At 36.3% G+C, this 13244-nt stretch carries 12 protein-coding genes; 2 read left to right on the forward strand and 10 right to left on the reverse strand.

The genetic code is table 11. The annotated features are described in order from the left end of the window. Positions 1–60: 60 nt before the first annotated feature. The 3 genes from fusA to rpsL all read right to left on the reverse strand — a co-directional run bounded on the left by fusA (position 61) and on the right by rpsL (position 3177). Complete coding sequence (gene fusA, locus DF947_RS08785; RefSeq protein ID WP_109929340.1) at positions 61–2175, reverse strand: elongation factor G; 2115 nt, start codon at positions 2173–2175, stop codon at positions 61–63. Between the two features lie 103 nt (positions 2176–2278). After that, entirely contained in the window at positions 2279–2746 is a 468-nt protein-coding gene (gene rpsG, locus DF947_RS08790; protein ID WP_109929341.1) for a 30S ribosomal protein S7, read from the reverse strand. Between the two features lie 17 nt (positions 2747–2763). Further along, positions 2764–3177 (reverse strand): 30S ribosomal protein S12, encoded by a 414-nt coding sequence (gene rpsL, locus DF947_RS08795; RefSeq protein WP_008244597.1) that lies wholly within the window; start codon positions 3175–3177, stop codon positions 2764–2766. A 481-nt stretch (positions 3178–3658) separates the two neighbouring features. On the opposite strand from rpsL, the gene DF947_RS08805 reads away from it, so the two are divergent. Next, a complete protein-coding gene (locus tag DF947_RS08805; protein WP_109929343.1) occupies positions 3659–4561 on the forward strand; it encodes a prohibitin family protein in 903 nt (300 codons plus the stop codon). A 1-nt stretch (position 4562) separates the two neighbouring features. On the opposite strand, the gene DF947_RS08810 is transcribed toward DF947_RS08805, so the two are convergent. After that, a complete protein-coding gene (locus tag DF947_RS08810; RefSeq protein ID WP_109929344.1) occupies positions 4563–5021 on the reverse strand; it encodes a hypothetical protein in 459 nt (152 codons plus the stop codon). A 101-nt stretch (positions 5022–5122) separates the two neighbouring features. Beyond that, positions 5123–7939 carry an outer membrane beta-barrel protein gene (locus tag DF947_RS08815; protein ID WP_109929345.1) on the reverse strand — a complete coding sequence of 939 codons (2817 nt, stop codon included), beginning with the start codon at positions 7937–7939 and terminating at the stop codon, positions 5123–5125. Positions 7940–8111: 172 nt separating this feature from the next. On the opposite strand from DF947_RS08815, the gene DF947_RS08820 reads away from it, so the two are divergent. Further along, positions 8112–8675, forward strand: coding sequence for a hypothetical protein (locus DF947_RS08820; RefSeq protein ID WP_109929346.1), 564 nt, complete (start codon positions 8112–8114; stop codon positions 8673–8675). 18 nt (positions 8676–8693) lie between these two features. On the opposite strand, the gene DF947_RS08825 is transcribed toward DF947_RS08820, so the two are convergent. The 5 genes from DF947_RS08825 to DF947_RS08845 form a co-directional block, all read right to left on the reverse strand. After that, entirely contained in the window at positions 8694–8915 is a 222-nt protein-coding gene (locus tag DF947_RS08825; protein ID WP_109929347.1) for a VF530 family protein, read from the reverse strand. 27 nt (positions 8916–8942) lie between these two features. Continuing rightward, positions 8943–9554, reverse strand: coding sequence for a class I SAM-dependent methyltransferase (locus DF947_RS08830; protein ID WP_109929348.1), 612 nt, complete (start codon positions 9552–9554; stop codon positions 8943–8945). A 64-nt stretch (positions 9555–9618) separates the two neighbouring features. Continuing rightward, on the reverse strand, positions 9619–11880 hold the full coding sequence (locus tag DF947_RS08835; RefSeq protein ID WP_158526251.1) for a M1 family metallopeptidase: 2262 nt from the start codon (positions 11878–11880) through the stop codon (positions 9619–9621). Between the two features lie 85 nt (positions 11881–11965). After that, on the reverse strand, positions 11966–12706 hold the full coding sequence (locus DF947_RS08840) for a peptidase associated/transthyretin-like domain-containing protein (protein WP_109929349.1): 741 nt from the start codon (positions 12704–12706) through the stop codon (positions 11966–11968). 67 nt (positions 12707–12773) lie between these two features. Then, positions 12774–13121, reverse strand: a complete 348-nt coding sequence (locus DF947_RS08845) for a Spx/MgsR family RNA polymerase-binding regulatory protein (RefSeq protein ID WP_109929350.1) — start codon at positions 13119–13121, stop codon at positions 12774–12776. Positions 13122–13244 lie beyond the last annotated feature (123 nt).

A 13244-nucleotide genomic window follows, 5' to 3' on the forward strand; every position in this document is an offset into this window, starting at 1 on the left:
AAGACCACTGATGTAAACACCCTATCTTTTATCCTTGCTCTCTGTTCCTTTATCTTTTAATTAGTCTTCAGACTTAATTCTGCCTTTTGATTTAGCAATTACTTCATCCTGTACGTTTTTAGGCGCTGCTTCATAATGGTCAAATTCCATTGTAGAAGTTGCACGTCCTGAAGTGATAGTACGTAACTGAGTTACATAACCAAACATTTCAGAAAGAGGCACAGTTGCTTTAATTACCTGAGATCCATTACGAGTATCCATACCTAATAATTGACCACGACGACGGTTCATATCACCGATAACATCACCCATGTTTTCTTCAGGGGTTAAGATTTCGATTTTCATGATTGGCTCCATCAAAGTTGGTTTACATTTAGGTAAAGCCTCACGATATGCCATTTTAGCTGCAAGCTCAAATGATAAAGCATCTGAATCGACTGCGTGGAACGAACCATCAATCAAACGTACTTTCATATCAGGAAGTGGATAACCAGCTAAAACACCATTAGCCATTGCAGCCGCGAATCCTTTTTCTACAGAAGGGATAAATTCACGTGGAATTGAACCACCTGTAATTTCGTTCACGAATTGTAAACCACCTTTTTCGAAATCAGCATCAATTGGAGAAATGATAATTTGAATATCAGCAAATTTACCACGACCACCAGATTGTTTTTTATATGTTTCACGGTGTTGAGTTGTACCGAAAATAGCTTCTTTGTAAGCTACTTGTGGTGCACCTTGGTTAACCTCTACTTTAAATTCGCGTTTTAAACGGTCAATTAAAATATCTAAGTGTAACTCACCCATACCAGAGATAACCGTTTGACCAGTTTCTTGATCCGTTTGAACTCTAAATGTAGGATCCTCTTCAGCCAATTTAGCTAAGCCCATACCCAATTTATCAACATCAGCTTGAGTTTTAGGCTCAATTGCTAAACCGATAACTGGCTCAGGGAAGTTCATTGATTCAAGAATGATTGGATTTTTCTCTTCACATAGTGTATCACCTGTTTTAATATCCTTAAATCCAACTACTGCAGCAATATCTCCAGCAGCCACATTAGGCACAGGGTTTTGCTTGTTAGCGTGCATTTGGAAGATACGAGAAATACGTTCTTTACTTTCTGAACGGGTGTTATAAACGTAAGAACCAGCTTCTAGGTTACCTGAGTAAACACGAATGAAACATAAGCGACCTACGAATGGGTCAGTTGCAATTTTAAAAGCTAAAGCTGCAAATGGCTCATTAATGCTTGGTTTTAATAAAACTTCAGCGCCAGTATCAGGATTAGTACCAACAACACCTTCAGAATCAAGTGGCGAAGGCAATAACTCCATCACGTAATCCAACATGGTTTGAACACCTTTGTTTTTGAAAGATGAGCCACAAACCATAGGTACAATTTTAGCATCTAAAACAGCTGCACGTAAAGCATCTAAAATCTCACGCTCAGTAATAGAATTTGGATCTTCAAAGAATTTCTCCATTAAAGACTCATCATAATCAGCAACTGATTCTAATAATTTTTCTCTCCACTCAGCAACTTCATCAAGCATATCTTCTGGGATAGGCACTTCAGTAAAGGTCATCCCTTTATCATGCTCATTCCAAACAATACCACGGTTGTTGATCAAATCAACCACACCTTTAAAGTTATCTTCAGAACCGATAGGTAACTGCAATGGAACTGCATTACTACCTAACATATCTTTAACCTGTTTAACAACTTTTAAGAAGTCAGCTCCAGAACGGTCCATTTTGTTAACGAAACCGATACGGGCAACATTATAGTTGTTAGCTAAACGCCAGTTGGTTTCTGATTGAGGCTCAACACCATCAACTGCAGAAAACAAGAATACTAAACCATCTAATACACGTAACGAACGGTTTACCTCAACGGTAAAATCTACGTGTCCTGGTGTATCGATAATGTTCATGTGGTAAGCCTGACCTCTGTATTTCCACTCAACCGTAGTTGCAGCAGAAGTGATCGTGATACCACGCTCTTGCTCTTGCGCCATCCAGTCCATTGTTGCAGCACCTTCGTGCACTTCACCAATTTTATGACTAACACCAGCATAATAAAGAATACGCTCTGTTGTTGTAGTTTTACCTGCATCAATGTGAGCCGCGATTCCAATATTTCTTGTAAATTTTAAATCTCTTGCCATTGTTTTGTTTAATGAATGAATGAGAAAATGAGTGAATGAGTGAATGTGCAAAATGCCATTCAAAACTCAATCATTCAATCATTCAAAATTCAATCATTTAATTTTAGAATCTGAAGTGTGAGAACGCTTTGTTCGCTTCAGCCATTTTGTGCGTATCTTCTTTCTTCTTAACAGCAGCACCTTCACCTTTAGCAGCGGCTACAATTTCACCAGCTAACTTCTCTTTCATGGTTTTTTCACCACGACGACGAGCATATAAAATTAACCATTTCATGCCTAAAGCTGTTTTACGCTCTGGTCTAACCTCAGTTGGAACCTGGAAGTTAGCACCACCAACACGACGAGATTTAACCTCTACAGCTGGCATAATGTTAGTTAAAGCACGTTTAAATATCTCTAAACCGTTTTCACCTGCTTTCTTTTCAGCAATTTCAACAGCATCGTAAAAAATATCATAAGCGATAGATTTTTTTCCATCGTACATCATATTGTTTACAAAACGAGTTACCTGAACATCATTAAATTTTGGATCAGGAAGAATAATTCTCTTTTTTGGTTTTGACTTTCTCATTTCTTATTTCCTCCCGATTATTTCTTTTTACCTTTTGTTGGCGCCGCAGCTACTTGTCCTGGTTTAGGACGTTTAGTACCATATTTAGAACGACGTTGGTTACGACCAGCTACACCTGATGTATCTAATGCACCACGAATGATGTGGTAACGTACACCTGGTAAATCTTTAACACGACCACCACGGATCAAAACGATTGAGTGTTCTTGTAAGTTGTGACCTTCTCCAGGAATGTATGCATTCACCTCTTTACCGTTTGTTAAACGAACACGGGCTACTTTACGCATTGCTGAGTTTGGTTTTTTAGGGGTAGTGGTGTACACACGTGTACATACACCTCTTCGCTGTGGACAGCTGTCCAACGCTGGAGACTTACTCTTGAACTCCAGTGCTACTCTACCTTTTCTAACTAATTGTTGAATGGTTGGCATTGTGCTTTTTTAATTTTTTATTTAATTATTTTACCGCTCCCCCGGCATCCTTACAGATAGCCCATAAAACGGACTGCAAAAGTAGAACAATTCTTTTTAAAAATCAAGGGGTTAGGAGAAAAAATTTGGAATGGGAAGATTCCAGTTTTGAATTGACGGTTAAGCAGTTGCGAATTTTCAGCAAACCCAAGTCCTACACTCGTCATGCTGAACATGTTTCATATCCCAACAGTTTAAAGACTCGCTTTTGGAAAGCAGTTACAGTAATTCTTCGGCTGCCTTTGGTCCCGCTAATGCTGCAAGCAACAATGAAGAATTGTTGGCTTTCCGCGAATATCGGGTTTAGATGGCAGATGAAATTCGAGATTTTACCGGCTAAGCAGTTAATAATTACTAAGGCCAAAACGATTAGAAAAAGACAAATTTATTTTTTTCTACATCATGTTAAATAACATATCTTTATTTACGTAAATAAAATTATATGTTCTTAAGTATTGTAGGTATTATTATTCTAATTGTAGGCTTTATATTATCATTACCAAACAACCCAGCAAGCCGCTATGGAAATATTATAAAAATTGTTGGGATTGTAGTAGTGCTTATTGGCTTATCACTTTCCATGTTTAAAGTAATTGACGCAGGCGAAGTTGGTGTTAAAACTGTATTTGGAAAAGTAGATAATCAAGTTTTATATAGTGGACTGAACGTAATTAATCCAATTGCCGAGGTTACACCTTTTGATGTTAAAACCCAAAACTATACCATGTCTGGTGTTCACGATGAAGGAAACAAGGAAGGCGATGATGCACTGCGTGTTTTATCTGCCGATGGTTTGGAAGTTGTAATTGACCTTTCTGTGTTATTTCGGGTAAAAGCGAGTTCTGCACCAGATATTTTAAAAGAAATAGGAACAGATTATCTGGAAAAAATTGTGCGCCCGGTTTCTAGAACGGCAATAAGAGATAATGCGGTTTCTTACGATGCGGTTGCTTTATATTCAAGCAAACGCGATGAATTTCAATCTAAAATATTTGCCACAATAAATAAAAGCTTTTCCAAAAGGGGTTTAGAGTTAGAGCAATTATTGGTTAGAAACATTACCTTACCCGCATCTGTCAAGGCAAGTATAGAATCTAAAATAAACGCAGAACAGGATGCTCAGAAAATGACTTTCGTACTTCAGAAAGAACGCCAAGAAGCAGAGCGGAAACGTGTAGAAGCTCAGGGAATAGCCGATTACCAAAAAATTCTCTCCACTGGCTTAAGCGATAAACAGTTACAGTACGAATCTATTCTGGCACAAAAGGAAATTGCGAAATCACCAAATGCAAAAGTAATTATCATGGGAAATGGCAAAAGCGCACCCATTATATTAGGGAATTGATTTAATTACAATCATTAAAACTTTCTTTTAGTGCTTTTAGTTTTGCAACCGCAGCTTCAAGTTCTTTTGGTGCCTTGCCATATTCGAAAGTGATTTTATACTGTTTTCCATCAGCGTTAATGGCTACATACTCCGCGCCACCATCGGCACAATCCGGGCAACCGATTACTTCTGGCAAAGCCGAAATTTTATCCGAATTCAATAAATCCTTTATTGCGTTAACCTCATCTTCAGAAATGCTTTTGCTACATGTTTTTGTATCGGGAGCCTGCCCGTTTTTAGATTTTGAAAACACAACCTTCAAATCGCTAATGGTTAAGTTGTTTGAGCAATAGCCGATACACATTCCAAAAGATGTTCCATAGCCAATGCTATTTAGATTTTTGATCTGGCCTTTTTTACAGGCAGAAAAAGTGCAAATTAAATATAGCAGGCAAATAATAGGAAGCGCTTTTTTCATAGGTTTTGTTTATCGGATTCCTCAAAGATAAAATTTAAGGCGTTAAATAAAAATCCGAAACTTTTTAGGGTTACGGATTTAGATTGTTTAAACAGTAATTTTTAATTCACCGTATTTCGTGGGTTTCCTCTCTCGCTTTTAGGACCAACTTTGGTTAATTTATAGTTTAGAGATAGATAAAAATAACGGGTTATGTTATTATACCGAACATCTTCTATCCTACTGCTGTTTACAATTCTGTCTATACTGGTGTTTTGTTTTAATATATCAAAGCCCTTAAAGCTTATGGTAATTCTGCGTTGCATAACATATTTGTTTATGCCAGCATTAAGCAAGAAATAGTTATTGTTAAAACCATCGGCTCTTCCTGCAGAACCTACATGATTTAAATCGGCTTCTATTCTCAAATCCTTAATAAACTCATAACTCAAACTTAAATCGTTGTTAAGGGTAAAGTATTTGTTATCAATTGCAGTTTCCGCCGAATTATTTACCTTAGTATAAGCTACATAGGCATAAATGCTGGCGTTAAATTTATCATCAACATCGTAACTCCAATTAATATTTGGGCCGGCTTCATATCTGTTGGTTATATTTTTAACATCGCTAATAAAATTTGTTCTGTGTTCTGTAAATAAATTTAGTCCATAATTCATACGTAAACCCTTCAATTTTGAAGGCATTCCAAAGAATGTTCCTGCTCTTAAATAATAATTTCCATCAACATTTATGGGTTTTACAGTCTGAATTCCATTGTTATAAGTGATGTTGTTTCCTGTATCATCGAAAGCCAGGTTATAAAGGAAATAGCCATTCCAGTAATGATTGTTATCTGGACTAAAGGTGTTGAAGTTTACCGATAGACGATGACTTTTTCTAGCTTCCAAATCTGGATTTCCCAAGCGCTGATAAAGTGGGTTTGTATTATTTTGTACAGGTTGCAAATCGGTTACCGATGGTAAATTTACGCTTGCCCTGTAATTAATGGCAATGGTTTGGTTTGTCTTATTTTTAAAATTGATGGTTAATCTTGGTAACAAATTATAATATGATTTTTCGATATTACCCATATTAGAACCTGTATTGCTGAAAATATTTGCATTTAATTTACTTTCCTGAGCATTTACACCAAAATTATAAGTCCAATCTTTTCCCGCGTAAATAAATCCCAGTCCCGCAATCTGCAAGCTGTTATCATTATCAAAAGTATTGGTTAAAGATGGAACAACGGTTTCATAGCGATCTGTGGTTGCATTGTAATCAAAAGTGGCCTGCTGTGCGTTGATTATGCTTTTAGTATATCCATAAGTGATGTTTCCGCTCCATTTTGTATTAAACTGCCTTGCATAGTTCGCGTTAGCCGTATAGTTTTTCGAATCGTTTTCCTGATTGGCTTGTTGATTAATGTTGGTAACGGTTGTTCCTCCATTTGCATATTCGTTTAAAACCGATTGATTTAACCAATCAGAGTTGTATGTATTGCTTGTCGCATTTAACCGAATGGAAATTGAACCCTTCTTATTCCCTAATCTTCGCAATACAGAAAATTCCCCAAACAATGCGGGCGTAAAATTATGCTGATTGTAATACTGTGTTCCATCATTTGCTTTACCCGTAGCATCGAATGAAGCATTAAAAAATCTATTATTGATATTGGTTATATTGTTTAAAATTACATTCGGACGCAAAACAATATCGGTTAAAGAATCTGGGTGGTATTCTGCCTTAAAATTAAAACGATGCGCCTGATTATCGCTATTTCTATTGGTATTATCCAAGGTACGTAGGATATCTGTAGAATTTAAATCCTGGATGTTTGACAATTTATCGCCCAAACCAGATGAGAAATACGTAAAATAACTTGCGCTTACGGCAAGCTTATTATTCTTGCCCCAAGAGTTGCTAAAATTTACCCCACCGCTATGTGTTGTGTATAACCCGATTGCATTGTTGTCAAAAACGCCACTTCCTCCAACGGTTACTTTGCCATTATTGTTGTTTATAGAGAAGCTTCCTCCGGCCGGTGGGGCAAAAATATTACCAATATTTCCACCACTAAAACTGCTTAAATCATCATAACCGAAACTTGCATCGTTGGTATTGTTGCTCATCCCCAATACTGCAAACTGAAGATTTTTGTTAAAGTGATTGGCACTTAAGTACCCATTATATTTATCTGTTGTACCGCCAGATGCATTGACGTTTCCGAACCAGCCCTTTTTCTTATCCTCTTTAATAGTTAAATTTAATACTTTTTCCCTTTGACCATCATCTATACCGGTTGCTTTGGCTTCTTGGGTTTTACTATCAATCAACTGAACTTTGGCAATGGCATCAGCTGGAAGATTTTTAGTTGCTGTTTTAGGATCTGTTCCAAAGAAGTCTTTACCGTCTACCGTTAAACGGGTAACTTTTTGGCCCTGTACCAAAATACTTCCGTCTTTATCAACGGTAACGCCAGGCAGTTTTTTCAATAAATCCTCTACCGCAGCATTAGGTTTTGTTTTATATGCATCAGCGTTAAATTCTACAGTATCTTTTTTTACCGTAGCTGTGGCAAAACGTCCGTTTACGGCAACATCTTTAAGCGATATGGCATCTTCTTCCATCTTTAAAGTTCCTAAATTATAAGGCTTATCTTTTATGGTTATGTTTTTGATGATCGCATTATAACCAATTACCGAAATTTTGATTTTATAATCTCCATTGGCAACCGAAGCAAATACAAATTCGCCTTGTTTATTGGTTACTACACCAACTTTTTTAGCCGAATCTGTTTTGTTGGATAATATTATTCCGGCATATTCTATAGGGAGACTTGTTTTCGATTCTACAATTTTACCAGTAATGCTACCTCCCTGTTGTGCGAAGACTTTCGTAGATATAATGCATAGAACAGCTAATAAATAGGTTTTCATATCTGAAATTTTAATTTTTTGTTTGTTTGATGGATAGCAATTGAATTACTAATAACCATAAGACACAAAGAATTTCAAAATGTGACAGGTGAGTTGTATTTTTTTTTAAAAAAATCATCAAAAAAGTACAATTTATTGCAGGAACATTAACTTAGCTTTTCGAACATATGCCATGCTTTTAAAAAAAATTATTGCAATAAGTGTTTTTCTGGCTATATCCAATTTTGGTAATACCCATAAAAATTATCAATCGGTAACCACACTCAAAAATGTGGCCGCTAAACACAAACAGCTTTATAGCATGTCTTGTATTCCAATGTCTATCGAAATGATACTGAAATACAATAACAAGGTTAGTGCTGATTATTATGTGCTTCAGAATAGTTGGAAGGATAAGGCAGATGGAACTTTTGCAAACTTTAATGGAAAAACCATTGCAGGATTAAAGTTTGAACATCAATTTAATATCCCAAGAGGGAATAATTTCCCAATAACTAAACTATTTAAAACCATTGATGAAGAATTAACTGCAGGAAGAAAAATTGTAATCTCCTTACCATCCGGAAATAATTTTTGGCACATGTACGTAATCGATGCCAAAACCAGTAATGGAGATTATATAGCTTATTCGAGGTATTTTAATGAGAACAGTCCGATTGCCATATTCGAAGTAAAAAAGTTGGTGTCTGATTGTAAAGGAACCGATATTTTAACTTATAAGGATGTAAGCAAATAATCCCGAACAATGGCCAGGCTATTTATGAAAAGTATCCAGATACAATTCTTCAACTTTTTTACGTGCCCAAGGCATTCTTCGTAGAAACTTTAAACTCGATTTTATAGTCTGATTATTATTAAAACAATCTATTCGTATTAACGAGCCGAGCTTCTCCCAGCCATAATGTGTTTGAAGATCGGTAACTATTTTTTCTAGCGTAATGCCATGTAGGGGATTATTTTTCTGCGCTTCGGCCATTTGGCAAAGTTATATTATTTAGCAAAATTATTGAGGATTATATTGTGCCATCCAAACTGTTGCACCACTACAGTTCTCATCATTAATTTTATGTTCTAAAACATCAAACTGATTCATTGTTAAAAGTGATTGGTATTCACCTGTATCTAATGAGGCATGAAATAAGTTTTCGCCACCATTTATCCCCCAGGCTTCTCCCCTTTCCGTGCCAGATGTAAACAGCAATATTCCACCTGTTTTTAAATGTGTTTTAAAAGTATCGAACATTGACGGCTGATCTTCTGCTGGCAAATGGAAAAAGCTATGCCATGCAATAATAGCATCAAACTTTTTATTAAGAGATATTTTACGCATGTCTGCCAATAAAAATTCTACATCAGGAAAATTCTTTCTAGCAATTGCGATCATTTTATGGCTTGCATCAACTCCGGTTACGTTAAGCTTATGGTTGTGTAAATATCCTAAAATTGGCTTTCCAGTTCCACAGCCTAAATCTAAAACTGTTGACTTTGTATTCAAAAGGGAGATTATTTTATCCAAATAGGATTTTTCCATTAAACCAGCACACCGATTTTCGGCAAACCAATCTGCAATTTTATCATAAACCTTAAAAACATTTTTCCGAATAGCGTTTTCCATGGATAAAAATTATATAAAAAAGCCCGGTAAAACTAATTTTACCGGGCTTTAATTTGTTTATAATCTATTTATCTTTTGTGAAGACATAACTTTCTCCACCTTGACTAAGGGTTACTTCTTTTTTGGTTAAATCGAAATCCATATCGATGCCACCTTCTTCAAAAGAAAATTTATTACCGCTAACATAGGTTAATGGAAAAGGTTGCTGTCCGGTTGCCTGAACCATTAAATTTCCATCAGCTTTAGTTACCGTAATTTTAACTGGCAATTTAGTGCTGCCATACACACCTAAATACTGATCTAAATTTACTGTTGGAGCTGATGCAGCGCTGCCACCCGTAGCAGTCCATGTATTATTGTCTGCATTTCCATCAGGCAATACCTTGTTCGGATCTAAAACTACAGAAACAACTTCTTCTGTTGTTGGATAACGAACGGTCCAAGTTGAGTTTTTCATCCATACATCAACGGGAACTTTTACGATTTCTGTTTTTCCGCTCTTTGTTTTAATTTGAAGAATAATTGGCATTGGCATTTTCTCCAGATTAACAACTTTTATGGTGTAGCCCGTAATCTGTCCATCTTTTTTAACAGCCAAAACATCTGTAATGCCTTGATCCATTTTCCAGTTGTTTAACCACCAGCTTCTCCAGAACCAAGCCAAATCTTCGCCCGCTCCATTCTCCATAGAACGGAAAAAATCAAATGGTGTTGGATGTTTGAACGCCCAATTTTTAATGTATTGGCGGAAAGCAAAATCAAAACGATCTTCGCCTAAAACTTGCTCTCTTAGAATATCCAATCCCCAACCTGGTTTGCTATACAGGTTAACACCAATATTGGCTTCAGCCATTCCGTCAGGCATTTGCATAATATTTTCATATCTCGGATTTCCAATTACGCTTTTACCAATTGCATTCATGTTGGCATCACGTTGTTTGTATTCGCCGTTGTTAAAGTTTTTAGAGGAGATTCCATTGATAAAAGTATTGAAACCTTCGTCCATCCATCCATATTTACGCTCATTAGAACCAACAATCATCGGGAACCAGGTATGGCCAAATTCATGATCGATAACACCCCAAGCACTTCCTTTTTTGGCGGTCCATCCACAGAAAACAATTCCAGGATATTCCATACCCCCTATATTTGTTGCCACATTAACAGCCATTGGATAAGGATATTCAAACCATTTGGTAGAATAATGTTCGATAGTAGACTTTACATACTCTACTCCGCGACCATATGAATCGACACCATTACTTTCTACCGGTTGAGCAGAAACCGCTAACGATTTTTTTCCACTAGGCAAGTTTATGCGAGCAGCATCTAAAACGAAGGCTTTTGATGAAGCCCAAGCAGCATCGCGAGCATTTGTAATTTTAAATTTCCAGGTTAATTTGTCTTTAGCAGGGCGAGATTTTGGATCAATAACTTCCGCTTCTGTACGGATGTGAACTGTTGCATCGCTATTTTTAGCTGCGTTCCATCTTTGCAGTTGTTCTGCAGTAAAAACTTCCTGAGGATTTAACAACTCACCAGAACCCATTACAATATGATTTGCAGGTGCTGTTATTGCAAAATTTATATCTCCATATTCACAGTAAAACTCGCCACCGCCCCAATACGGCAAAGTGTTCCATCCAATTACATCATCATATACACACATACGAGGAAACCATTGTGCAACTGCAAAAATTTCACCGTTTTTGGTGGTTAAATGACCGGTTCTATCAGATCCTTCTTTAGGTAAAACATAAGAATAATCTATTTTAATGGTCACTAAATCGCCGTTTGCCGCCAATGGCTGATCTAAACGAATCTGCATTCTTGTATCTTCTACTAAAGACGTAAATTTTACTGGCGCAGCCTTTTGTGAAACCGAGATATTTTGAATTTTGTAACCACCATCAAATTTCTCACCTTGTGCACCGTAACGGCTCCGATTTGGAGTGATTGCATAACCACGTGAGGTTTCTTTGAAAGTATTTTGATCTAACTGTAACCATAGATAAGGTAATTTATCGGGGCTGTTATTTTTATAAGTAATTGTAACACTGCCTGTAATGGTATTTTTAGTTTCATCTAAACTGGCGGTAATGTTGTAATCCACACGGTTTTGCCAATATTTTGGTCCAGGAGCACCAATTGCAGATCTAAATTCGTTTCCGTTTTGGGTGTAAAATAATGGGCCAAAAGCATCAGAAGGAACATAGTTGCTAACTGGTGGGGTTGCAGGTGTTGTAGCTTGTTGAGCAGAGACTTTAAACGCCACTAAACAACAAACTAAACATAGAGTGATTAGTTTGTTTATTTTTAAATTCATAATAAGGTTGTTAGAGTTGGTAAATATAAAAAATATGCACGTTATGACTACTTTGTGCAAATAATGTTACCAATATAGGGGGATATTAGTTCGCTTTAAGCTTTGGCAAATCCTGAAGTTTTCTTTCTTGAGGGGTCAATTTTTGCCAAGCGTAAAATGCTCTAGAAATATAGAATGCGTACCGATACGGCCGTTCTGCTTTAACTTGCTCAACAGAGGGGCGGTAAATTATCATAAAGTTCTTTAAATCTTCTCCCTGAAGCTTGGTTAATTCGGTTACCGCTTTTTCCGTAAAATTATAGTCTATTTCCTGTAGATATCCTTCACGCTCTTCTAAATCGGCTTCCTTGCGCTGTTGCCTTTTGTATTTACCGTAACCTAAATTCAGGTTTAAACCACCAACTTTATCGTGCATTTTCTTGCGATCCAAATTTCCACCAGTATTTAACAGTGTATATTTTTCTGCCAAGGGATCTTTGGCATTCATAATTTCCTTATTGATTTTTACAGCCGTAATGTCTACATCGCTTAAGCTGTTGCTTTTAACAGGAAGATAAATTGTTCTATTTAAAAGATTGGTTAAGTACAAAGTATCTGTATGGTAGCCAACCAATGTAAATTCAATTAAATCACCAATGTTAGCGCCAATGGTATACTTACCTGCATTATTGGTACTTGAAGTTTTCTTGGTGGTTAAGTTTCTTACCGTAACACCAGGCAACGAAACTGTTTTTTTATTATAATCGAAAACAGAACCGGTTGCAACTGTTTGTGAAAATCCACTGAATGGAAGCGCGAGGAAAAGAATTATGATTAGCCTATACATACTCAAAAGTAATTTAGTTGAACAGTTAAAATTCGCTTTTAACAAACTTTAACATTAAACAAACGAATTAGGCGAGTGTTTGCTGATATTTGTCATCATCAAATCCAATTAATATGGCACTGCCATTTTTCTCTAAAATTGGACGTTTAATTGCGCTTGTATTCTTAATCAAATACGCTATAGCCGAATTTTGATTGTCTATTTTAGCCTGTTCCTCTTTAGTTAACTTTTTCCAGGTTAAACCCTTGCGATTTAAAACAGTTTCCCATCCAAAAATATTGCACCAGGTATTTAATTTTTCTGCGGTAATGCCTTTTTTCTTAAAATCGTGAAATTCAAAGTCGATGTGATTTGCTTTCAACCAATCGAAAGATTTTTTAACTGTATTGCAATTTGGAATTCCGTAAACCGTCATAAATAATAAATTTTTAAAGCGTGAATGGTCAAAGTTAAAAATTAATATCTTTCTTAACCTCATGGTTTATTCATCACATTTTTTCGGGCTTCCATCACATTTTAAAATTTAACATCCATTTCG

Source organism: Pedobacter paludis (genome assembly GCF_003173575.1).
Classification (GTDB): Bacteria; Bacteroidota; Bacteroidia; order Sphingobacteriales; family Sphingobacteriaceae; genus Pedobacter; species Pedobacter paludis.

Excerpts from the sequence above, each read along its gene's own strand:
- DF947_RS08810 (WP_109929344.1), bottom strand. The coding sequence starts at position 5,021 with ATGAAAAAAGCGCTTCCTATTATTTGCCTGCTATATTTAATTTGCACT.
- DF947_RS08815 (WP_109929345.1), bottom strand. The coding sequence starts at position 7,939 with ATGAAAACCTATTTATTAGCTGTTCTATGCATTATATCTACGAAAGTC.
- DF947_RS08840 (WP_109929349.1), bottom strand. The coding sequence starts at position 12,706 with ATGTATAGGCTAATCATAATTCTTTTCCTCGCGCTTCCATTCAGTGGA.
- fusA (WP_109929340.1), bottom strand. The coding sequence starts at position 2,175 with ATGGCAAGAGATTTAAAATTTACAAGAAATATTGGAATCGCGGCTCAC.
- DF947_RS08845 (WP_109929350.1), bottom strand. The coding sequence starts at position 13,121 with ATGACGGTTTACGGAATTCCAAATTGCAATACAGTTAAAAAATCTTTC.
- rpsG (WP_109929341.1), bottom strand. The coding sequence starts at position 2,746 with ATGAGAAAGTCAAAACCAAAAAAGAGAATTATTCTTCCTGATCCAAAA.
- DF947_RS08825 (WP_109929347.1), bottom strand. The coding sequence starts at position 8,915 with ATGGCCGAAGCGCAGAAAAATAATCCCCTACATGGCATTACGCTAGAA.
- DF947_RS08820 (WP_109929346.1), top strand. The coding sequence starts at position 8,112 with ATGCTTTTAAAAAAAATTATTGCAATAAGTGTTTTTCTGGCTATATCC.
- DF947_RS08835 (WP_158526251.1), bottom strand. The coding sequence starts at position 11,880 with ATGAATTTAAAAATAAACAAACTAATCACTCTATGTTTAGTTTGTTGT.
- rpsL (WP_008244597.1), bottom strand. The coding sequence starts at position 3,177 with ATGCCAACCATTCAACAATTAGTTAGAAAAGGTAGAGTAGCACTGGAG.
- DF947_RS08805 (WP_109929343.1), top strand. The coding sequence starts at position 3,659 with ATGTTCTTAAGTATTGTAGGTATTATTATTCTAATTGTAGGCTTTATA.
- DF947_RS08830 (WP_109929348.1), bottom strand. The coding sequence starts at position 9,554 with ATGGAAAACGCTATTCGGAAAAATGTTTTTAAGGTTTATGATAAAATT.